The organism is Bacillus sp. J14TS2, from assembly GCF_018333015.1.
Taxonomy (GTDB): Bacteria; Bacillota; Bacilli; order Bacillales; family Bacillaceae_C; genus Lederbergia.
In genome coordinates this window covers 412,374-435,187 of sequence record NZ_BORE01000002.1, presented here as the reverse complement: position 1 = coordinate 435,187, position 22,814 = coordinate 412,374, and the positions used below count along the sequence as shown (strand labels likewise).

The 22,814-nt window shown below is 38.0% G+C and carries 26 protein-coding genes; all 26 read left to right on the top strand.

Annotated elements, in window-relative coordinates:
* Window positions 1-17: 17 nt before the first annotated feature.
* The 26 genes from KI375_RS04635 (at window position 18) to frr (ending at window position 22,636) form a co-directional block, all read left to right on the top strand.
* Window positions 18-1,388 carry a flagellar hook-basal body complex protein gene (locus KI375_RS04635; protein ID WP_212972358.1) on the top strand — a complete coding sequence of 457 codons (1,371 nt, stop codon included), beginning with the start codon at window positions 18-20 and terminating at the stop codon, window positions 1,386-1,388.
* A gap of 41 nt (window positions 1,389-1,429) precedes the next feature.
* Window positions 1,430-1,639, top strand: a complete 210-nt coding sequence (locus KI375_RS04630) for a flagellar FlbD family protein (RefSeq protein ID WP_212972357.1) — start codon at window positions 1,430-1,432, stop codon at window positions 1,637-1,639.
* Window position 1,640: 1 nt separating this feature from the next.
* Window positions 1,641-2,066, top strand: coding sequence for a flagellar basal body-associated protein FliL (fliL, locus tag KI375_RS04625; protein WP_207452927.1), 426 nt, complete (start codon window positions 1,641-1,643; stop codon window positions 2,064-2,066).
* Between the two features lie 173 nt (window positions 2,067-2,239).
* Complete coding sequence (fliM, locus tag KI375_RS04620; protein ID WP_212972356.1) at window positions 2,240-3,241, top strand: flagellar motor switch protein FliM; 1,002 nt, start codon at window positions 2,240-2,242, stop codon at window positions 3,239-3,241.
* Window positions 3,231-4,409 carry a flagellar motor switch phosphatase FliY gene (gene fliY / locus KI375_RS04615; protein WP_212972355.1) on the top strand — a complete coding sequence of 393 codons (1,179 nt, stop codon included), beginning with the start codon at window positions 3,231-3,233 and terminating at the stop codon, window positions 4,407-4,409. The genes fliM and fliY overlap by 11 nt, the downstream gene beginning before the upstream one ends.
* Window positions 4,410-4,428: 19 nt before the next feature.
* The gene (locus KI375_RS04610; RefSeq protein WP_207452924.1) at window positions 4,429-4,791 is read left to right on the top strand and encodes a response regulator; all 363 of its coding nucleotides are present in this window, start codon (window positions 4,429-4,431) and stop codon (window positions 4,789-4,791) included.
* 5 nt (window positions 4,792-4,796) lie between these two features.
* A complete protein-coding gene (locus KI375_RS04605; protein ID WP_212972354.1) occupies window positions 4,797-5,483 on the top strand; it encodes a flagellar biosynthetic protein FliO in 687 nt (228 codons plus the stop codon).
* On the top strand, window positions 5,476-6,144 hold the full coding sequence (fliP, locus tag KI375_RS04600) for a flagellar type III secretion system pore protein FliP (RefSeq protein WP_212972353.1): 669 nt from the start codon (window positions 5,476-5,478) through the stop codon (window positions 6,142-6,144). The genes KI375_RS04605 and fliP overlap by 8 nt, the downstream gene beginning before the upstream one ends.
* Before the next feature lie 120 nt (window positions 6,145-6,264).
* Complete coding sequence (gene fliQ, locus KI375_RS04595) at window positions 6,265-6,534, top strand: flagellar biosynthesis protein FliQ (protein ID WP_158323418.1); 270 nt, start codon at window positions 6,265-6,267, stop codon at window positions 6,532-6,534.
* A 4-nt stretch (window positions 6,535-6,538) separates the two neighbouring features.
* The gene (gene fliR, locus KI375_RS04590; protein WP_212972352.1) at window positions 6,539-7,318 is read left to right on the top strand and encodes a flagellar biosynthetic protein FliR; all 780 of its coding nucleotides are present in this window, start codon (window positions 6,539-6,541) and stop codon (window positions 7,316-7,318) included.
* Window positions 7,318-8,397: a flagellar biosynthesis protein FlhB gene (gene flhB, locus KI375_RS04585; protein ID WP_374706798.1), complete on the top strand. Its 1,080-nt coding sequence runs from the start codon at window positions 7,318-7,320 to the stop codon at window positions 8,395-8,397. Before fliR ends, flhB begins: the two co-directional genes overlap by 1 nt.
* 350 nt (window positions 8,398-8,747) lie before the next feature.
* A complete protein-coding gene (flhA, locus tag KI375_RS04580; protein WP_212972351.1) occupies window positions 8,748-10,784 on the top strand; it encodes a flagellar biosynthesis protein FlhA in 2,037 nt (678 codons plus the stop codon).
* Complete coding sequence (gene flhF, locus KI375_RS04575) at window positions 10,781-11,923, top strand: flagellar biosynthesis GTPase FlhF (RefSeq protein WP_212972350.1); 1,143 nt, start codon at window positions 10,781-10,783, stop codon at window positions 11,921-11,923. The genes flhA and flhF overlap by 4 nt, the downstream gene beginning before the upstream one ends.
* Window positions 11,916-12,785, top strand: coding sequence for a MinD/ParA family protein (locus KI375_RS04570; protein WP_212972349.1), 870 nt, complete (start codon window positions 11,916-11,918; stop codon window positions 12,783-12,785). The genes flhF and KI375_RS04570 overlap by 8 nt, the downstream gene beginning before the upstream one ends.
* Window positions 12,786-12,824: 39 nt before the next feature.
* Window positions 12,825-13,415 (top strand): CheB methylesterase domain-containing protein, encoded by a 591-nt coding sequence (locus KI375_RS04565; protein ID WP_244852267.1) that lies wholly within the window; start codon window positions 12,825-12,827, stop codon window positions 13,413-13,415.
* A 12-nt stretch (window positions 13,416-13,427) separates the two neighbouring features.
* Window positions 13,428-15,461, top strand: coding sequence for a chemotaxis protein CheA (locus tag KI375_RS04560; protein ID WP_212972347.1), 2,034 nt, complete (start codon window positions 13,428-13,430; stop codon window positions 15,459-15,461).
* A gap of 226 nt (window positions 15,462-15,687) precedes the next feature.
* The gene (locus tag KI375_RS04555; protein ID WP_212972346.1) at window positions 15,688-16,158 is read left to right on the top strand and encodes a chemotaxis protein CheW; all 471 of its coding nucleotides are present in this window, start codon (window positions 15,688-15,690) and stop codon (window positions 16,156-16,158) included.
* The gene (locus KI375_RS04550; protein ID WP_212972345.1) at window positions 16,148-16,792 is read left to right on the top strand and encodes a chemotaxis protein CheC; all 645 of its coding nucleotides are present in this window, start codon (window positions 16,148-16,150) and stop codon (window positions 16,790-16,792) included. The genes KI375_RS04555 and KI375_RS04550 overlap by 11 nt, the downstream gene beginning before the upstream one ends.
* Window positions 16,785-17,279: a chemotaxis protein CheD gene (locus KI375_RS04545; RefSeq protein WP_212972344.1), complete on the top strand. Its 495-nt coding sequence runs from the start codon at window positions 16,785-16,787 to the stop codon at window positions 17,277-17,279. Before KI375_RS04550 ends, KI375_RS04545 begins: the two co-directional genes overlap by 8 nt.
* A gap of 43 nt (window positions 17,280-17,322) precedes the next feature.
* Window positions 17,323-18,087: a FliA/WhiG family RNA polymerase sigma factor gene (locus tag KI375_RS04540; RefSeq protein ID WP_212972343.1), complete on the top strand. Its 765-nt coding sequence runs from the start codon at window positions 17,323-17,325 to the stop codon at window positions 18,085-18,087.
* Between the two features lie 12 nt (window positions 18,088-18,099).
* Window positions 18,100-18,420 carry a hypothetical protein gene (locus tag KI375_RS04535; RefSeq protein ID WP_212972342.1) on the top strand — a complete coding sequence of 107 codons (321 nt, stop codon included), beginning with the start codon at window positions 18,100-18,102 and terminating at the stop codon, window positions 18,418-18,420.
* Window positions 18,421-18,428: 8 nt separating this feature from the next.
* Window positions 18,429-18,974 (top strand): hypothetical protein, encoded by a 546-nt coding sequence (locus KI375_RS04530; protein ID WP_212972341.1) that lies wholly within the window; start codon window positions 18,429-18,431, stop codon window positions 18,972-18,974.
* 156 nt (window positions 18,975-19,130) lie between these two features.
* A complete protein-coding gene (gene rpsB, locus KI375_RS04525; RefSeq protein WP_212972340.1) occupies window positions 19,131-19,859 on the top strand; it encodes a 30S ribosomal protein S2 in 729 nt (242 codons plus the stop codon).
* 236 nt (window positions 19,860-20,095) lie between these two features.
* Window positions 20,096-20,977 (top strand): translation elongation factor Ts, encoded by an 882-nt coding sequence (gene tsf / locus KI375_RS04520; RefSeq protein WP_212972339.1) that lies wholly within the window; start codon window positions 20,096-20,098, stop codon window positions 20,975-20,977.
* Between the two features lie 376 nt (window positions 20,978-21,353).
* Complete coding sequence (gene pyrH, locus KI375_RS04515) at window positions 21,354-22,079, top strand: UMP kinase (RefSeq protein WP_212972338.1); 726 nt, start codon at window positions 21,354-21,356, stop codon at window positions 22,077-22,079.
* Entirely contained in the window at window positions 22,079-22,636 is a 558-nt protein-coding gene (gene frr / locus KI375_RS04510) for a ribosome recycling factor (protein ID WP_212972337.1), read from the top strand. The genes pyrH and frr overlap by 1 nt, the downstream gene beginning before the upstream one ends.
* The last annotated feature ends 178 nt before the right edge of the window (window positions 22,637-22,814 follow it).

Genomic DNA, 22,814 nt, shown 5'->3' with positions numbered 1-22,814 from the left:
AAAGGGGAAAATGAATTATGATCCGTTCAATGTATTCAGGTATTAGCGGGATGAAGAACTTTCAAACAAAATTAGATGTGATTGGAAATAATATAGCAAATGTGAATACATATGGGTTTAAAAAAGGTCGTGTCACCTTTAAGGACATGGTGAACCAAACCGTGTCAGGAGCAAGTGGACCAGCCCAGGATAAAGGTGGGAAAAATCCTGTACAGGTTGGATTAGGGTCCCAGCTTGCTGCGATTGATACAATCGATACTCAAGGCTCCATGCAATCGACTGGGAGAGTGCTTGATCTCGGTATTCAAGGGGATGGCTATTTTGTTGTAGCAGAAGGGACACCTGCTGGTGATACATTCTTCCCGACATCCACTTATTATACAAGAGCTGGTAACTTATATTTGAATACAGATGGTTATCTTATTACAGGAGCAGGGCATTATGTCATGGCCTTAAATGCAGAAAATGGGAACCTAGAGCCTGTTCATATGAACGGCGGCAATGTAGATGAGGTTGAAAGTCTAAGTATTTCCGAAGATGGAAGGATTAGTTTTATTAAAAAGACAGGTATGACCACAGCAGAAAAGGCACAAGAAATTGCCGGCAAGGTGGCCGCTGCTGCTAAAAATTTAGTGGAAAACCCTTCATCACAAAAATATGTAGACCTATTAGATAAGCTGACCAATGAATTGGAAGAGTTAACGATTCAAGCTGAAAAAGAGGCTAGTCTCCTAGAAATTGAAGCAGCATCATTGCAGACTGACGCAAATGAATCTGGGGATCCCAAAGCCATTGCAGCAGCTAATGACGCTGCGCAAAAGGCTGCAGCCGCGGTTGAGAGTGCACAGAATGCGATTAATAGTTTTGCGGATTTACGCCAGGCTGCTGAAGAAGTATACAATGCATACCAAACATATAAAGGAGAGCCTAGTCAGGCAAATGAAGATGCGATTGTCAATGCAGCTAAAACAGCGTTGACAAATGGTAACAATATGTCATCACTCACCGGCATTACATCTGATGGTGTGACAGCTACAATGGATGCAATTGATTATATTCAAGCAGACAAATTAGGGCTTGAAAAAGAGGGAGAATTATATACAACTCACGCTTCTATTGCCCTTGCTCGCTTTGCAAATCCAGGTGGCTTGGAAAAGGTTGGCGAAAATTTATACGTTAGCTCAGCTAATACAGGAGAAGCAACCTATTTGGCTCCCGCTGATGTTGGTGCTGGAAAATTGGTCTCCGGGTCTTTAGAAATGTCTAATGTGGATCTTTCTGAAGAATTTACGGAAATGATTGTCGCACAGCGTGGCTTTCAAGCAAACACTAGAATTATCACAACCTCTGATGAAATCTTACAAGAACTTGTCAATCTAAAACGTTAATACAAGGAGGATAGGGGCTTGACGATTAGCCCAACCAACAAGTGATTGAGATTACTAAACTAAATGGAAAAAAGTTTCACTTAAATGCCCTTTATATTGAGAAGCTTGAGGCATTTCCAGATACAACAATTACTTTAACAAATGGTCAAAAGTATATTGTTGCCGAGTCGGAGGACCAAGTAAAAGAAAAAATGATTGATTTTTATCAATCTATCCATTTAATGGGCCAACCAGGATGGAAGGATGAATAAAATGAATAAAAAATTGGCATCAACAATGATTGTACTATTAATGGCCATTTTACTGCTTGCTGCTTTGGCGCTCATTATCATCATGAAAATGGACCATAAAGATTCAAATAAAGAGCCAACCATTGATGAAATATTAAAGGTTTCGGTCGATGTACCAGAAATCACAACCAATCTAGCTAGCGGTAAATATATTAAGTTATCACTGAAGGTCCAAACGGATAGTAAGAAAGCGAAAGAAGAATTTGTTAAACGGGATTTCCAAGTACAGAATTTATTAATTGATGAACTTTCTGAAATGGATGAATCAGACCTAGAGGGTAAGGAAGAAAAGCAAGAATTTAGTGAAGCTTTTAGAAAACAAATTAATGATTTAATGCAGCAAGGGAAAGTAGTAAAAGTGTACATCACCTCCTACATCATCTCTTAATAAGTAAAGCAAAGGCCATTGGTCACAGGTGAATGGCTACTGACTCGTATTCCTGTAGACCCTTATACAAATTGGTCATTATGGATACATATGAAAAACATAAACAACCAATTTGTGGCACTGAGCTAAACTGGACATAAGTCAATTTCTATATCAGGAACGGAGGTGTCGTTATGTCTGATGAAATATTATCCCAAGGCGAAATAGATGCTCTATTATCGGCCATTTCCACTGGAGAAATGACTGCGGATGATTTTAAAAAAGAAGAAGAGAAACAAAGGGTAAAGAACTATGATTTTAAACGGGCATTGCGCTTTTCAAAAGATCAGGTTAGAAGCGTGACGAGAATCTATGAAAATTTTGCTCGTTTACTCACAACATATTTTTCAGCTCAATTACGAACGTTCGTTGATATTTCAGTTGCATCGGCTGACCAAATACCTTACGAAGAATATATTCGATCAGTCCCCAATATGACGGTGATGAATGTAATTGAGATTCCTCCATTAGACGGTAGAATGATTATGGAAATTCACCCGGTAATTGCTTATTCCATGATTGATCGTGTGTTGGGTGGAAAAGGGAATGGCTTTAATAAGATTGATAATCTTACCGAGATTGAAATGAAGCTGATGACTAATTTATTTGAACGCTCATTAGATCAACTACAAGAGGCTTGGTCAGGTATGGTGGAAATCGACCCAATATTATCAGACGTGGAAGTAAATCCACAATTTTTACAGGTTGTATCACCGAATGAAACAGTTGTGGTGATTTCTATGAACGCAAACGTTGGTGAAACAAGTGGGATGATTAATATTTGTATTCCCCATGTCATGCTTGAACCCATTATTCCGAAGCTCTCAGCTCATTATTGGATGGCGAGTGAAAAGAAAGTAACGAAACCGGAAGAGGCATTATTACTTGAAAGAAAGGTGAAAGATTCAATTATATCTGTTTCAGCAGAACTTGGCTCAGCAACTATTATGATTGAAGATTTTCTTTCATTAGACCGTGGAGATGTCATTGAGCTAAATAATAGAATTGATACCCCTCTTCTAATAAAAACGGGAGGGAAACCGAAATTCATCGGTCAACCTGGAAAAAGAAATAAAAAAGTTGCCATCCAAATCTTAGAAACAATGAAGGAGGGAGATCAAGAATATGAGTGGTGATATGCTTTCACAGGAGGAGATCGATGCCTTATTGAATGGTGGTCAGTCAACTTCTGAAGAACCAACAAAAACAGAGGATGTCGTACATTCTGTAGAAGATTATTTAGATGAAGTACAGAGAGATGCCATTGGTGAATTAGGAAATATATCTTTTGGGAGTTCAGCTACGGCATTATCTACATTACTTAATCAAAAAGTAGAGATTACAACGCCATCCGTTTCGATCATTGATCATGCTAAATTAGAAGAGGAATTTCCGCATCCTTGTGCTGCTATTCGAGTCAAATATACAGAAGGATTTTCCGGAGTCAACATTTTGGTCATAAAGCAAAGTGATGCAACGATTATTGCTGATTTGATGCTTGGGGGAGATGGCACAAATCCATCTGAAGAAATGGATGAGATTCATTTGAGTGCCATTCAGGAAGCGATGAACCAAATGATGGGTTCAGCAGCTACCTCTATGTCATCGGTTTTTAATAAGCGTGTAGATATTTCTCCTCCAACAGTTGATTTAATGAATATTTCTGAAGGAGAAGGAACGTCCAATATTCCGCAGAATAATCTACTTGTAAAGGTAGCTTTTCAATTGAAAATAGGGACATTAATTGATTCGGAAATCATGCAAGTTTTACCGATTGAATTTGCTCGTAATCTTGTCAGGGATCTTTTAGCAGGAGGCGAAGAAGCAGATCAAAAACTGCAAAATGACGACCCGCAACAATTGACTACAAATAATTCAGAGGTTGTTGAAAATAATTCAAAACATACGGATACGGAGTCAGATCATAGTAACCAGGCTCTAGACACAAAAGAAACTTTATATGCAAGTCATTCTCACGTACAGCCCAATGTCCAACCGGCGACATTTGCAGACTTCAATGAAATGGAAACACCTAGTTATGAAACGAAAAATTTAGATATGCTCTTAGATATTCCACTACAAGTTACGGTAGAGCTGGGCAGAACCAATCGCTCGGTGAAAGACATTCTAGAGTTAGGTGCTGGTTCTGTGATTGAATTGGACAAGCTTGCTGGGGAACCTGTTGATATTTTAGTAAATAGTCGCCTTATTGCCAAAGGAGAAGTGGTTGTCATTGATGAAAACTTTGGTGTGCGGGTAACAGATATTGTCAGTCAGTCAGATCGATTAAAGAAACTGAATTAGTTATTTGGAGGGGAATAATATGGGAAAAAGAATTTTAATTGTAGATGATGCAGCTTTTATGCGGATGATGATTAAAGATATTCTAGTGAAAAATGGATTTGAAGTAGTGGGAGAGGCTTCTGATGGGCAACAAGCGATTGAGAAGTACAATGAACTAAAGCCTGATCTTGTGACCATGGATATTACGATGCCAGAAGTAGATGGTGTAACAGCTCTTAAACAGATAAAAGCAGCAGATCCTGCAGCGAAAATTATTATGTGTTCAGCAATGGGGCAACAGGCCATGGTGATTGACGCGATTCAAGCTGGAGCGAAGGATTTTATTGTTAAACCGTTCCAAGCAGATCGCGTGATTGAGGCCATTCAAAAAACGTTGGGATAATGAAAATGAAACGAAATAAAAAATGGCTATTGATCTTTTTTGGGATTATTTTAATAGGAAATATATATGTCAATAGTCATGCAGACGCCGCATCGTTTGATGGGAGTGTTGCAGATTGTTTTGGCGAAAATAAAGATGAATGTCAAGAAGAAAATACATCAAATCAAACTGATAGAAAAACTGAAGAAAATCAATCAACAGAAAAAGTAGGAATAAATTTTCTGGATGTATTAAAAATGTTGGCTTCTCTTGTTTTGGTTTTAGCTATCCTATACTTTCTATTGAAATTTATTCAAAAGAAGAGCCAATCTTATCAACAAAATAAACTTATCCAAAGTATCGGAGGAACTACACTAGGAGGAAATCGATCTGTTCAGCTTGTGAAAGTGGGAAGGCGAATTCTCATTCTCGGTGTGGGGGAAGATATTCAATTATTGCAGGAAATTACAGATGAGAAGGAAATGAATGAGTTTCTGCATCAACATAATAAACAACTTGAGCAAAAGTTAGAACCGACGGATCTAATCTCAAAGTTATTCGTCAAAAAGCCAGTTAAACAGAAGCCTGAGGGAGATGGGCGAACACCTCCTTCTTCTTTCCAGGAACAACTCAAAGATGAGTTGAATTTGGTTAAGAAACAGCGGCAAAAAGCAATGGAACAGTTTGAAAGGAAGGATTCGCAAGATGAATGAATTCATGGAGTTTTTTAATAGTAGTTCATCTGATGCTGTTTCCACTTCCGTTAAGCTATTTTTATTGCTTACCGTTTTATCTATAGCGCCTGCGATACTGATCTTGATGACCTCTTTTACGAGAATCATTATCGTTTTGTCATTTGTCAGAACATCGCTTGCAACACAGCAAATGCCGCCCAACCAAGTTTTAGTAGGACTTGCCTTATTTTTGACGTTTTTTGTGATGGCTCCTACTTTACATGAGATAAATGACCAGGCCTTAACACCTTTATTTAATGATGAAATTAACTTAGAAGAGGCTTATGAACGGGCAGCTGTACCATTTAAGGAATTTATGAGTAAGCACACAAGACAGAAAGATTTGCAACTGTTTTTAAACTATTCTCAAGCAGAGCAGCCGGAAACAATTGAAGATATTCCATTGACTGCTATGGTACCAGCATTTGCACTTAGCGAAATGAAAACTGCTTTTCAAATTGGCTTTATGATTTTTATCCCATTTTTAGTGATTGATATGGTTGTAGCGAGTATTTTAATGTCGATGGGGATGATGATGCTTCCACCTGTTATGATTTCACTGCCTTTTAAAATTTTATTGTTTGTGTTAGTGGATGGTTGGTATTTAGTCGTTCAGTCTTTATTACAAAGTTTTGGCTAAACCATTTTTAGAGGGTGTTCAAAAAGTCCGGTTGACAGGGCGTCAGTGTAGTCACCAACTTGTTTTTTGAATATGCCTTTATAACAAAATAACAAATTTAAAGTATTTGGAGTGATCATAGTGAGCGCAGAAGCCGTCATTGCCTTAGCCAAAAATGGCGTGTATACGATCTTGATAGTAGCGGGCCCGCTGTTATTGATTGCGCTAGCGGTGGGGCTAGCGGTCAGTATATTTCAAGCAACCACGCAAATTCAAGAACAAACATTAGCTTTTATTCCGAAAATCATTGCTGTTTTAGTAGGAGTAGTTGTTTTGGGACCGTGGATGATAAGTAAATTATTATCTTATACAGCAGATATATTTCAGAACTTAACTAGATTTATAGGATGATACAATGGATACAATAATTCCACAATTTTCAATCGTATTGCTTGTTTTTATGAGAATATCTGCTTTTTTTGTGTCTGTTCCATTGTTTTCATATAGAACGATCCCAACAATCTTCAAAATAGGCTTTTCATTTATTTTAGCTGTGATGATCTACTACACCTTAGATGTGTCACCAATTCCAATCGATGGCACATACTTACTATTAATTTTAAAAGAAGCTGTTATCGGGCTATTATTAGGATTTATTGCTTATATGATGCTATCCGCTATTCAAATTGCTGGGGGATTTATCGATTTTCAGATGGGGTTCGCAATTGCGAATGTGATTGACCCTCAAACAGGGGCGCAAAGTCCTTTAATGGGTCAATATTTATATACTTTCTCTCTGCTTTTTCTCTTAGCGGTAAATGGACATCATTTAATTATAGATGGTATTTTTAATAGCTATCATTTTATACCTATCGATCAATTTGTGGTGGCTTTTGGAGAAGAAGGTTTTATTTTATACGTGATGAAATCTTTTGGAATGATGTTTATGATTGCTTTTCAAATGGCGATTCCTATCGTTGCATCATTATTTTTAGTTGATGTTGCCCTTGGCATTGTGGCAAGAACGGTGCCGCAATTAAATATATTTGTTGTCGGGTTTCCGATCAAAATAGCTGTAAGTTTTATTGTGATCTTTATCGTTATGGCCTTATTATTCGCCGCTGTACACAATCTGTTTGAGGAAATGCTCGTTGTATTAAGAGATGTGATGAGCTATATGGGAGGCACTGGCTGATGCATCTTAAATTGGATCTTCAATTTTTTGCCGGTGAAAAAACGGAAAAAGCAACACCGAAAAAACGGCTAGATACGCGAAAAAAAGGTCAATCAGCTAAAAGTCAGGATGTCAATACAGCGATCGGATTGTTAGCTGTCTTTATGTTTTTGCAATTTTATTCATCGAATATGGGAGAAATTGCACTCCAGACTTTCCGCCACTCCTTTAATGAATTCATGCTAATGGATTTAACGGAAGAAAATATCCATGCGATTATGTTGGCTGTCTTAAAAGAAGTAGCTTTATTATTAGGCCCTGTTTTTCTACTTGCTTTAGTCGCAGGTGTCGCTTCTAATTTAATGCAGGTTGGTTTTATGTTTTCGACTGAATCCATTCAACCAAAACTAGAAAAATTAGATCCTATTAAAGGATTTAAACGAATTTTTTCCATTAGGGCGATCGTTGAGTTATTAAAATCAATTTTAAAAATCGGCTTTGTTGGTGGAGTAACTTTTTTTATTTTATATCTTCATATTGAGGATGTTTTACAGCTCTCTCAACAATCGGTTGGAGCTGCTTTAAAAACAGTGGGAAAGTTAACGATTCAAATGGGAATAGCCGCATCGATCTCTTTATTGTTTCTTTCTATTTTTGATTGGTTATATCAAAAATATGATTTTGAGAAAAATATTCGGATGTCTAAACAGGACATAAAAGACGAGTTTAAGAATTCTGAAGGTGACCCATTAATTAAATCAAAAATAAAGCAAAAACAACGGGAAATGGCAATGTCGCGCATGATGCAAGAAGTACCGAAGGCAGATGTGATTATTACAAATCCAACCCATTATGCCATTGCATTAAAATATGATGAAAAGGAAGCAGATGCTCCAGTAGTCATTGCGAAGGGCGCCGATTTTTTAGCGCAAAAAATTAAATTAATCGCTAAAGAAAACAAGATCATCATGGTCGAGAATCGACCGTTAGCTCGCTCGTTATATGATCAACTTGATATTGGAGATAAAATACCTGATGAATTTTTTAAAGCAGTTGCGGAAGTTCTAGCTTATGTATATCGAATTCAGAACAAGGTTTAGGTCAACAGGACGTTGGTGAGAACGGCGTTGCGCCAGGACGGCGCGCCCTTAGCCGTTCATCCTTTAGGCGGGCACTTGCGCTTTTCAATATAAGATAAGTATATATTTCGGTTAATGCTGGATCTAGCTCCAGCGCCTAGCGCCTAGCAAACTTTCGGTTTCTTCCTACGATAAAGTCAACATCGATTCACCCTTCGGGTTCATCGTGTTTCCTTTATCTCAGGCCTACAGGATGTAGGGTAGAACAGCGTTGCGCCAGGACGGCGCGTTTTAGCTGTTCATCTTTACTATGAAAGTTTGTACGCCGCTAACCCGGCGCTTGCGCTTTTCAATATAGGGAGAGAAATGTTATGAAGTTTAAAGATATAGCTGTATTATCTAGTGTGATTTTAATTGTGGCCATGTTGGTTATTCCATTTCCGCCATGGTTATTAAGTTTATTGATTATCACCAATATTTCTCTTGCACTCCTAGTATTACTTACTTCGATGAATATGAATGAAGCTTTGCAATTTTCTATATTTCCGTCGTTATTATTATTACTTACTTTGTTCCGTCTAGGTCTCAATGTCTCGACAACAAGGTCGATATTGTCAAAAGGGGATGCCGGCGGGGTTGTTGAGACATTTGGAACATTTGTAACTGGAGGTAATATTCTTGTTGGTCTTGTTGTTTTCGCCATTTTAATTGTTATTCAATTTATTGTCATTACAAAAGGCGCAGAACGAGTTTCAGAAGTTGCAGCGAGGTTTACCCTAGACGCGATGCCAGGAAAGCAAATGAGTATTGATGCTGACTTGAATGCTGGAGTGATTTCAGAACATGAGGCACGAGATCGCCGAGAGAAGGTCTCAAGAGAATCGGACTTTTACGGAGCTATGGATGGGGCAAGTAAGTTTGTTAAAGGAGATGCCATTGCCGGTATTATCATTGTTTTCATTAATTTATTGTTTGGTATTATCATCGGGATGGTTCAACAGGGCTTACCTATCGGAGAAGCAGCTGTAAAGTACTCCATGCTTACTGTAGGCGATGGAATTGTGAGCCAAATTCCAGCATTACTTATTTCCACTGCAACGGGAATTGTTGTGACAAGGGCTGCATCTGAAGGAAATTTAGGCAGTGACATTATGAAGCAGCTTTTCTCAGATTCCAAGATGCTATATATAGCCGCTGTAACGATTTTCTTATTAGGATTATTTACAACCATTAATAATCTATTAACGATCCCTATAGCAGCTACTTTAGCCATTGGCGGTATGATGATCTCTCGTGCACCAGCCATTTCTGAAGCGGATTTACTTGATCAGCAAACTGAAGAGGCAGAAGCAGAGGATTTAAAAAGTCCTGAGAGTGTAGTGAATTTACTTCATGTTGATGCCATTGAATTTGAATTTGGTTATGGATTAATCCCACTAGCTGATGTGAATCAAGGGGGAGACCTGCTTGATCGAGTAGTGATGATTCGTAGGCAGCTTGCTTTGGAGTTAGGGATTGTCATTCCTGTTGTGCGGATTCGCGATAATATTCAATTAGAACCAAATGCCTACAGGATTAAGATTAAAGGCAATGAAATGGCAAAAGGAGAATTACTGCTAGATCATTACTTGGCTATGAGTCCAGGTGGTGAGGATACTCTTGAAGGAATTGATACGATTGAACCGTCTTTTGGATTGCCAGCAAAATGGATAACAGAGGAAGTAAAGGAGCAAGCTGAAATATTGGGCTATACCGTGGTTGATCCACCATCTGTCGTATCCACACATATTACCGAAGTATTAAAGGCAAATGCTTATGAATTATTAGGCAGACAAGAAACAAAACAGTTAATTGATCATTTACAAGAAACATATCCGATTCTTGTTGAAGAAGTGACACCGAATCCTTTAACAATTGGTGAGGTGCAGAAGGTATTAGCGAAACTTTTAAAAGAAAATGTTTCGATTCGTAATATGACGATTATCTTTGAGGCTTTAGCTGATTACGCTAAGATGACGTCTGATCCAGATCTTTTAGCGGAATACGTCCGACAGGCATTAGCTAGACAAATTACAAAGCAATATGTTAATGAAAATGAAACTTTGCATGTTATTACCGTTTCAGCAAAGATTGAAAAGATAATTGCAGACAGTGTCCAACAAACAGAGCATGGCAATTATTTGTCCATAGAACCAACCGATTCTCAAGCTATTCTTGAATCAACAGCGAATCAAATTGAACAGCAATCATTAAGACAGCAAACACCGATACTTCTCTGTTCACCAGCAGTTAGAATGTATTTCAGACAATTAACAGAGCGATATTTTCCCAATGTCCCTGTCTTATCCTATAACGAGTTAGAGGCAGATGTCGAAGTACAAAGTAGTGGGGTGGTGAGCATCGGATGAATATGAAAAAAATAAGAGCTGCGACAATGCCAGAGGTTATGAAGAAGGTAAAGCTAGAATTAGGCGATCATGCGGTGATTTTAAATTCCAAAATTGTCTATAAAGGTGGCTTTATGGGGCTGTTTCGCAAGAAAATGATCGAAGTTGTGGCTGCCATTGATGATAAGCCGCTCGCGGTCGCTTCTACTAAAATAAATAGAGAGAGAAGGACGAAAGAGTCGCTATCGTCTCCTATTCAGACAAAACAAAACAATGAGCAACAAAATGTCAGTAAGCAGCTTGCTGATGTAAAAAAAGAACTTTCACATTTAAAACAGACGAGTTCAATACCGTTAAATCATTATCCAGAAGAAATCCAGTCATGTTTATTGAAATTACTGGCTGTTGATCTAGAGCACAGACTTATAAAAAAACTTGGGGATCAGTTGCTAGAAAGATGGAGAATACATCGTGAAAAACCAACTGAATCTGATATTGAAGATTGGTGCTTTCAAGCAATTTTGCAGGACTTGCAGGATATTTCATTTGAGGGGATTCCCGAGCACGTGAAAATCATTAATTTTGTTGGTCCAACAGGAGTAGGGAAAACAACGACAATTGCGAAACTAGCAGCAAATGCAGTTCTGAAGGAAAAAAAGAAGGTCGCTTTTATGACGATGGATACGTACCGGATAGCGGCTATTGAACAACTAAAAACATATGCTGAGCTTCTTCAGGTTCCCTTAGAAGTAATTTATGAGGAAAAGAATTTTATAGCGGCCATTGATAAATATTCAGATTATGATCTTATTTTTATTGATACAGCTGGACGAAATTATCGCGAAAAACGCTATATAGAAGAATTAAACAAGATATTTGGGATTGAAAGAAATATCTTTACTTATCTTGTATTATCCATTTCTATGAAGGAAAAAGATATGCACAAGATAGCAGATAATTTTCTTGAAATGGAATTTAATCAATTTATTTTTACAAAAGCGGATGAAACCAATTCATATGGAGTTATATACAATATGATCAGTCATTATCAGACTGGTGTTTCATATATTACGACTGGACAAGATGTCCCCGATGACATTATAAAAGCAACGCCAGAAAGCATTGCTCATTACTTGGTTGGGAATGAAAACAATGAATGATCAAGCCCAAGAATTGAGAAGAATGATTGAAAACAATATGGATAATCAAGCAAGGACACTAGCCGTGGTGAGTGGAAAAGGCGGTGTTGGTAAATCAAATATTTCCATTAATGTAGCGACACAGTTAAATGAGCGGGGCTATAAAGTTCTTTTATTTGATCTGGATCTTGGAATGGGAAACGTCAATATTATCCTTGGTCATGCTCCCGCTTATACCTTATTTGACTTTTTGCATAAAGATTTGGCAATCGAAAATATTATTTATCGAATGCCAGCAGGGATTTCTTATATTTCTGCTGGGAATGGGTTAAATGAAACGATTGAATTAACTGCAGCTATGATAAACAAACTATTGACAGGATTAAAGGACTTACAACTGCAATATGACTATATTATTTTTGATATGGCAGCGGGAGCAACTACAGCAACATTGAAAATTCTACTTGCAGCTGAGGATATCTTTGTAATTTCAACACCTGAACCAACAGCCATGACGGATGCCTATTCGATGATGAAGTTTATTTGCATGGAAGGATCAGAAAGTGAATTTTTTCTAATTTGTAACCGTGCAGACAATGAAAGACAGGGAAGAGAAACACTAGAGCGATTACAGAAAACTTCCCGTAAATTTCTTCATAAAGAAGTGAACCTACTAGGTGTCTTACCAGAAGATTCACATGTTCGAAAAGCAGTCATCAGCCAGGTAGCTTTTTCTACTAAATTTCCAAGGTCGTCTATATCCATTAAATTAGATCTAATCCTTGATCGCTACTTGAACGATCAAAACAAGCCGATAACCCAACCGCATATGCCAAGTTCCTTTATTGGGAAATTACGCAAATTATTTTCTCAAAAAGATTAGTAGAGGATGTTGCGCAAAAATATTGAGGAGACAAAGGGAATGCTTTCAGAAGACCAATATCACACGATCGTCTGTATAGGAACATCCACTGGAGGACCAAGAGCATTACAGGCTGTTTTATCAGCATTGCCGAGAACTTTGCAAGTTCCTGTTTTAATTGTTCAACATATGCCACCCAATTTTACAAAGTCTTTAGCTAATCGCTTAAATAACCTTTCCGAAATTGAGGTAAAGGAAGCTGAAGATGGAGAAATTTTGCAAAAAGGGACGGCTTATATTGCGCCAGGCGGGAAACATATGTTGCTTATATCACAAGGGCGAGAAGTAAGAATAAAGATTGCTGAGACTGAGCCTGTTAATGGACATCGCCCATCGGTTGATGTGCTATTTCAATCAGTAAGTCAATTAAAAACGCACAAAAAGATTGCTGTCATTATGACTGGGATGGGCTCAGATGGAAAAAAAGGGATTATACACTTAAAGGAGAATGGCCAAACCATCGTAATGGTCGAATCCTCGGAAAGTTGCATCGTATACGGAATGCCGCGAGCAGCAATTGAAACGGGATTAGTCGATTCCGTTTCCAAATTGGATGATATTGCTATGAATATTATGAAACTAATAGAATAAGGATGTGGGCGTATGGATGTGAATCATTATTTGGAAGTTTTTATCGATGAAAGTAAAGAACATTTACAGGTGTTAAACCAAAATCTTTTAACATTAGAGAACAATCCGAAAGATTTAGAAGTTGTAAATGAGATATTCCGAGCTGCTCATACATTAAAGGGAATGTCAGCCACAATGGGCTATAGCGATTTGGCTAATCTTACTCATATAATGGAAAATGTTCTTGATGGTATTCGCAATGAACAAATTGACGTCACTTCTGTTTTATTAGATGTTGTTTTTCTTGCAGTCGATGATTTAGAGACAATGGTCGATTCAATTGAGTCTGGGGGTGACGGGAAGAAAGATGTCACGGAAGTAATAGCCAAATTACAATTATTAGAAAAAGGCTTAAACCCAGAGCAAGATAAAGCCATTCAAGAGATAGCTACTACGGTTACTGATGAGAAAACTTCTCCTGATTATCAGCTCAAATATGATCAATACGAAAAGACGGTGATTGAGCAGTCACGCGAACAAGGGCATGAGTGTTTCGAAATCAAAGTGAATTTAATGCCGGATTGCTTATTAAAAATGGCTCGTGTTTTCATGGTGTTTGAGGTTTTAGAAAAATCGGGGGATGTCATTAAATCATTGCCGTCTGTTGAGCAACTAGAGGAAGAACAATTTGAATCGCAATTCATCACAACGATCATTACGAAAGAGTCAGAAGATGAACTAGTCAATAAGATTATGAAAATATCTGAGATTGAATCTGTCCAAGTCCAGGCTGTTGATTTAACTCAGATTCAGCGGGAAAAGAATCCATCAACAAACGTAAAGCAAGAAACGGTAGAATCAGGTGAAAACGAGAATTCAGTAGCAAAGAATGCAAAAGAAAGAAAAGGAAAGAAACCATCTAAGACAATTAGAGTCAATATTGATCGCCTCGATATTTTGATGAATCTATTTGAGGAGCTTGTGATTGATAAAGGTAGACTAGAACAAATCTCTCAAGATATTAACCATCCAGATCTTCATGAAACGGTTGAGAGAATGTCAAGAATTTCTAGTGATTTACAGAATATTATTCTGAACATGCGCATGGTACCTGTTGAAACCGTCTTTAATCGTTTTCCTAAAATGGTTAGACAATTGGCAAAAGATTTAAATAAACAGTTGGAGTTACATATTGTTGGTGCTGAAACTGAATTGGACCGTACTGTTATTGACGAGATCGGTGATCCGATTGTCCATTTATTAAGAAATGCTATTGACCATGGTATTGAAAGTCCTGATGTTCGAAGAGCAAATGGAAAGGCAGAAAGTGGAACAATTAATCTAAAAGCCTATCATAGTGGTAATCATGTTTTCATTGAAATTACTGACGATGGAGCAGGAATTAATAGACATAAGGTGATTGATAAAGCGATATCGAAAGGCATTGTTTCGCAAAATGAAGCAGATTTGTTATCAGATGAAGCGGCTTTTGAATTAATTATGGCTCCAGGCTTCTCTACAGCTGAGACGATTTCAGATGTATCAGGTCGAGGAGTTGGTTTAGATGTCGTCAAGTCGACTATCCAGTCATTGGGAGGTTCGATCTCGATTGAATCTTCCGAAGGGAAGGGCTCAAAATTTTCCATCCAATTACCTTTAACATTATCGATTATTTCAGCTTTACTTGTAGAGGTAGGAGCAGAAAAATATGCTGTTCCACTTTCATCGATTATTGAAACAGCAATTATCAAAAAGTCTGAGATTATGACTGCCCATAATCAGCCTGTTATTGATTTCCGAGGAAGTGTTGTGCCGTTACTTTCCTTACAGGATGTTTTCCATGTAGAGAATAGCACTCCTAGTGAATCTGAATTTGTATCGATTGTCATTGTACGGAAAGGTGAAAAAATGGCTGCTTTAGCTGTTGAATCTTTCATTGGCCAGCAAGAAATTGTTCTGAAATCTTTAGGAAATTATTTAGCAGAGGTTTTTGCGGTTTCAGGTGCAACGATTTTAGGTGACGGGCAGGTAGCCTTAATCATCGATTGTAACGCCTTGATAAAATAAAACTTCATTCAGTGTCTTTTTACAATGACTAGGAAAGCTCAAAGGTAAGGCCGCGACGTCTTGTCGCTTCGTCTGCCCTAGTACATTCTGTACGTCACAAGGCCTGAACGAATCGGGGGTTTACTGGCAGTTGATCCCCACTTATAATTTTGTTTTCCTCGAATTCTTGATGGTGGTCATACTGCCAGTTAATTCGAGATAAAGTGAAAAAAGGGAGTGAACGATGATGAGTGAAGCAGTGATTGATTCTAAGCAAAAAGTGATCGTCTTTAAACTGAATCAGAAAGAATACTGTCTTTCGGCAGAATATGTAACAGCAATAGAAAAAATGCTCCATATCACAAGAGTCCCCAATATGCCTGCATTTATAAAAGGTGTCATAAATTTACGAGGAATCATTATTCCAATTATTGATTTAAAACAACGGTTTGGAATAGGGGATTCCGATCATCTAGATAGTACACGAATTATCATTGTCACATGGGATGAGATTACAGTAGGCATGATCGTAGATGAAGCAAATGATGTCTTAGATATTCCTATCGAAGCAATTGAACCATGTCCTAATGTAGCTGGTTCGATTGCAGAAGAATATATTTCCGGAGTGGCCAATATAGATCATCGGCTATTCATTCTTCTTGATTTAGAATTAACGATTAAACCGCCTGAATTAAGGAAAATAAACAATGGAGTTTGAAACAGAAATCACGCCATTTCACCTTGATATTTTGAAAGAGATTGGGAATATCGGTGCTGGAAATGCTGCTACTGCGTTATCGGTTTTAACAGGGAAAAATATTGAAATGAAAGTACCGACAGCACGGATTATCACATTTGATCAAATGCTAGAGCTAGCTGGTGGCCATGATACTGTTGTCACAGCAGTATTTCTAAGGGTTGAGGGAGATGCTTCTGGGAGTATGTTTTTTATTTTACCTCTCGAACAAGCAACAAGGTTGGTACAGAAGGTAACACAAGACAATACTTTCTCTTTATCACAGCCGCCCTATTCAGAAATGGCTTTATCAGCAATGCAAGAGTTAGGGAATATTCTCACAGGCTCCTATTTAACGTCCCTATCTGATTTTACAGGATTACGATTACACGCCTCTGTTCCTTCTATTAGCATCGATATGGCGGGTGCTGTTATTAGTTATGGTTTGATCGAGCTATCTCAATCACAGGACTATGTAATTGTAATTGATACAGCTTTAAATGATGAGGAGACAAGTGATGATTCAAAGAGTGTGAAGGGACATTTTTTTCTACTGCCAGATCCAAGCTCTTTTGCAACAATCTTTCAAAAGCTTGGGGTTAGAATTGATGATTGATACAGTAGTTCGTGTCGGAATAGCTGATATGAATATAGTGAAGGCACCACATACAATTAGAACGGCGGGGCTTGGTTCTTGTGTGGGTGTTGTGATCTATGATCAGCAATCACAAATAGCTGGGCTCGCCCATATTATGCTGCCAGAATCATCACTTGCTAAAGGACGTCAACCATTAAATGAGGCCAAGTTTGCTGATACTTCTATTAAGAAATTAGTGGTGGATTTATTGGCAATAGGAGCAATCCGTCATCAATTAAAAGCTAAAATTGCTGGTGGCGCTCAAATGTTTAATTTTGAAAAACAAACGGAGCAGATGAGAATTGGACCGAGAAATGTGGAAGCAGTGAAGCGAGAGTTGAAAGATTTGAATATCCCTGTTGTCGGAGAAGATACAGGTGGGAATAGTGGAAGAACGATTGAATTTGTTCCAGAATCATCTATTTTATATATTAGAAAGGCTTATCATGAAGCCCTCGAGATATAGATATCAGTATAAAAAAAGCTTATACATGTGAGGAGAAGATAGGATGTCGCACTCACCACTGCTTGATGAGCAAATATGTTGGGATTTATGGATTCATTCTCGGGATGCAGATGCAGGAAATCAGTTGATTGAGAAATATATGCCCTTAGTTTCATATCATGTTCAGCGTATTTCCGTTGGACTTCCCAAAAATGTGAGTAGAGAAGAATTAAGAAGTTTAGGGATGACGGGATTATTAGATGCCCTGCATAAGTTTGATATTTCACGAGATTTAAAATTCGATACATATGCATCCTTTAGGATTAGAGGTGCTGTGATTGATGGATTAAGAAAAGAGGATTGGCTTCCAAGAAGCACACGGGAAAAAGTAAAAAAGATTGAAGCGACTACAAATGAGTTGGAACAGCATCTGATGCGCAAACCATCTGTAAGTGAGATTGCTAAAAACTGTGGCTATACGGAAGACGAGGTATGCCGTGTCTTAAATGAGCATGTTTTTTCCAGTGTACTTTCTATGGATGAAAAAATAGCTACGAATGAGGACGGGGATCAATCGGTTCATTCAATTAGAGATCAGGAATCGGTGGGACCTGAAGAGCAACTTATAAAAAAAGAGTGGCTTAGTGAACTGGGAGAAGCGATTACGGATTTAACGGAAAAAGAACAGCTAGTGTTAAGCTTGTTTTATAAGGAAGAACTTACATTTACGGAGATTGGCGAGGTGATGCAACTGTCAACCTCGAGAATATCGCAAATTCATTCAAAAACCTTGGCGAAGTTGAAAGTAATTCTGTTAAAAAAACGATAATGGGGGAAATCCATGAGTTTAAAATTAATTGAATTGCAGGTGGCACTCCCGAGAACAACGGAAGCAGGGAAAATAGCAGAACAATTGCAACAAAGAGGGCAAGCTATGACTGAACAAGCTAAGGAAGAAACAAAGGACAAGATTGAACAAGAGCGACAGCGAGTCAATCAATTGGATGAGAATGATGAGGTTCGCTTAAAAAAAGAAGATCCTTCTGCTAAGGATCAAAAAGAGCGTCACTCTAATCAAAATAAAAAAGAGAAAACAGTGGAGAACAAGCCAGTAAATGAGCAACATCCGTATAAAGGAAAAAGAATAGATTATAGTGGGTAGGGATATAATTGACAAGCGCATTAATCTTCCTATTGTTCATTTTAAACGCAATTTTAATTTTTGCTGTTGTATTATTGTACATGCGACAAAATCGGTTAATGGAAATAGAAAAGGCTCAGCAAAAAATGCAAGCAGAAACAGAAGAATTTCTGACGAGCTTTTTAGTAGAAATGAAGGAAGAAAATCAACTGTTTATGTCGAAAGCAGCTAATTTCCACACATCACAACAAAACAAGGCCGAAGACTCGCATGAAATGAACAGTGAGGGAACTGTCAAGAGCGAACATCAACTTGAGGAACAACAACCTAGTGTGAAGGCAAAGAACTATACGAGAATGCAAGCAGAAAAAGCATATCATGTAAATGCTGTTGAGCAAACAGGAATGAAAGAGAGTGAAGGGGAGTTGGATATTTTGTCCGACACCCGTCTATTTGCTGATCAAGTTCAATCTCTTCAGTCAGAGGGATTAACTATTGAGGAAATAGCTCAACGATTAAACAAAGGAAAAACTGAAGTCAGTCTTGCCCTGAAATTTAAAAATATGCATTCTTAATACTTGATATGACGTTTGGTTTATGCTATATTCATTGATGGTGTTAATACACACGTTCTGTGATTTTGTGGCAAGGTGCTGTCTGTAGCTCAAGCTATGAACAGTTTGTGCAAGATATGACCAGAACGGAGGATAAAAACCGAGGAGGAAGTAGAAATGTCAGTCATTTCAATGAAACAATTATTAGAAGCTGGTGTTCACTTTGGACACCAAACACGCCGTTGGAACCCAAAAATGAAGAAGTATATTTTTACGGAGCGTAACGGTATTTATATTATTGACCTTCAAAAAACAGTTAAGAAGGTTGAGGCAGCTTATAGCTTTATGAGAGAGCTTGCCGAAAACAATGGAAAAGTTCTTTTCGTAGGAACTAAAAAACAAGCTCAAGAATCTGTCAAAGACGAAGCAGAACGTGCTGGACATTATTATGTAAACCATCGTTGGCTTGGCGGAACTCTAACGAACTTTGAAACCATTCAATCAAGAATTGAGCGTTTAAAAGCGATTGAAAAGATGGAAGAAGATGGAACCTTTGAAGTTCTACCTAAAAAAGAAGTTGTTATGTTAAATAAAGAATATGATCGACTTGTACGTTTCTTAGGTGGAATTAAAGATATGAAAGTTCTTCCAGATGCTCTCTTCATTATTGACCCACGTAAGGAAAGAATTGCTGTTGCTGAAGCACGCAAACTAAATATTCCAATCGTTGGTATTGTTGATACAAACTGTGATCCAGATGAAATTGATTATGTGATCCCAGCGAATGACGACGCAATCCGTGCCGTTAAACTATTAACTTCTAAAATGGCTGATGCTTTGCTTGAAGCCCAAAAAGAGGTTGAAGAGGAAGAAGCAGAGGAAGCAACAGATACAGCTAACGTTTAATGCTGTGAGACAGGCCAATTCATAATCGTGACAAAAAAAGGTGATGAAGTGGTAAACACTTATCACCTTTTTTATCAAATAGGATTTCTTTAGAGCACATGTTCAAAAAGAAGGATAAAAAGGATCAAGTCGGCTAAAGACGCTGACGTCCTGTACTAGCAGTGTCATTTTTACCCGACTTTTTGAACATCCTCTTAATACTTAAAATTGAAAGCAGGATAGGGAGGACTTATAATATGGCAATTAATGCACAAATGGTAAAGGAACTGCGTGAAAAAACAGGCGCAGGGATGTTAGACTGTAAAAAGGCTTTAACTGAAACCGATGGAAATATGGAAGAAGCAATTAATTTTCTTCGCGAAAAAGGGATTGCTTCCGCTGCTAAAAAAGCGGATCGTATTGCAGCTGAAGGCACAACTTTCATTTTAAGTGAAGGAAATAAAGCAGTGATTCTTGAAGTGAATGCTGAAACAGACTTTGTTGCTAAAAACGAAACTTTCCAAGCTCTTGTTAAAGAACTTGCTCAGCATTTGCTTGAAAATAACGCTGATTCTGTTGAAACAGCTCTTCAACAAAAAATGACAAACGGCCAAGTGATGAGTGAATATATTAACGGCGCAATTGCAAAAATTGGTGAAAAGATTACGCTACGCCGTTTTGCGGTGAAAACAAAATCTGATCAAGGTGCATTTGGTGAATATTTGCACATGGGTGGAAGAATTGGTGTGTTAACTGTTCTTGAAGGAACAACTGATCAAGAGGTAGCAAAAGATGTAGCAATGCATATTGCGGCGATCAATCCTAAATACATTTCTCGTGATCAAGTTTCAGCAGAAGAAGTGGACAGTGAACGCCAAGTTTTGACACAACAAGCTTTAAATGAAGGAAAACCTGAAAAAATCGTTGAAAAAATGGTTGAAGGTCGTCTAGGAAAATTCTTTGAACAAATTTGCCTTCTTGACCAATCTTTTGTAAAAGATCCTGATCAAAAAGTCCGTAAATTTGTAGAGTCCAAAGGAGCAACTGTCCAAGATTTCGTACGTTATGAAGTCGGTGAAGGTCTTGAAAAACGTCAAGAAAACTTCGCTGAAGAAGTTATGAGCCAAATCAAAAAATAATTTGCACAAAAAACAACTGGATCAACGCTAGCACTCAACACTTAGTGAACACAAGCTTTTTGAGCGCAGACGATGGACGTTGTAATCTTATAGCTTTGATATCGCTAAATGGGTGTTTGCGCTTTTCAAAATAGGGAACACATTGTGTTCCCTATTTTTGAAAAAGATAAGAAAGTATATAGTTTTTCCTAAGATTACCTTAAGGTTGGGCAGTTGTTGTCCAGCTCCAGGCGCCATCGGCTCGAGGTCAAATAACCCTGAACCTAGAAAGGGGAAATGCACCTTTCTAGGTTCAGGAACATTTGCTTGTCGCCGATAGGCGGGCGCCTTGCGCTTTTCTTAAAAAGATACATAAGAGATGACAATGGAGGTTCATATGGACAAGCCAAAATACAAGAGAGTGGTTCTTAAACTCAGTGGCGAGGCTTTGGCGGGGACAGAAGGGTTTGGAATTAATCCGTCCGTCATTAAGTCAATTGCCGGTCAAATTAAAGAGGTCGCTGAACTAGGTGTTGAAGTGGCTGTTGTTGTGGGCGCTGGAAATATTTGGCGTGGGAAAGTAGGCAGTGAAATGGGTATGGATCGGGCTAACGCCGATTACATGGGGATGTTGGCAACCGTAATGAATTCATTAGCCCTGCAAGACAGCCTTGAACAGATGGGAATTGAAACACGTGTACAAACATCTATCGATATGCGTCAAGTAGCAGAGCCGTATATTAGAAGAAGAGCAATTCGCCATCTTGAAAAAAAACGAGTGGTTATTTTTGCAGCTGGTACTGGAAATCCTTATTTCACTACAGATACGACTGCAGCCTTGAGGGCAGCTGAGATAGAAGCTGAAGTTATTCTAATGGCGAAAAATAACGTGGATGGCGTATACAATGCTGATCCTAAGCTTGATAAAGATGCACAGAAATATGAGCAGCTTTCCTATTTAGACGTCTTAAAAGAAGGTTTGGGTGTAATGGATTCCACCGCTTCATCTTTATGTATGGATAATGATATTCCACTTATCGTTTTCTCTTTTACAGAGAACGGAAATGTGAAGAGAGCTGTCATGGGAGAACAAATTGGAACTTTAGTTAGGGGGAAGGAATAATGGCAAAACAAGTTATTTCGAGTACTAAAGACAAAATGGAAAAATCGCTTCAAGCTTATAAAAGAGAGCTTTCAAGTATACGGGCTGGACGTGCCAATGCCTCACTTTTAGATAAAATATCGGTAGATTATTATGGTGCACCAACACCAATTAATCAAATGGCATCTATTTCTGTGCCAGAAGCAAGAATGTTGGTTGTTCAACCATATGATAAGACGATTATCGGTGATATTGAAAAAGCTATTTTAAAATCAGATCTTGGTTTAAATCCAGCTAATGATGGTTCTTTAATCAGACTAACCATTCCGCAACTTACAGAAGAGCGAAGAAAAGAGCTAGTCAAGGTCGTAAAAAAAGAAGCTGAAAATGCTAAAGTAGTGGTACGAAATATTAGACGTGATGCGAATGAAGATCTCAAGAAACTGGAAAAATCAGGAGATATTACTGAGGATGAGCTTCGCAGTTACACAGAGGATATTCAGAACCTAACTGATGAGCATATTAGCCAAATTGAAACAACTACAAAGGAAAAAGAACAAGAGGTTCTTGAAGTGTGACATTTACATGACTAGCTCCCAATTTATCTATATTGGGAGCTTTTTTAAACTGTAAAGAACTTTATATTCTGCTCCAATGTTTTTGTACTTCTTACATGAGTGACTATCCAAAAAGTATTTTTTTCTTTATAATAGAATCCATGGTTATTGCATAAATAATTAGAAAGTGTGTGATACG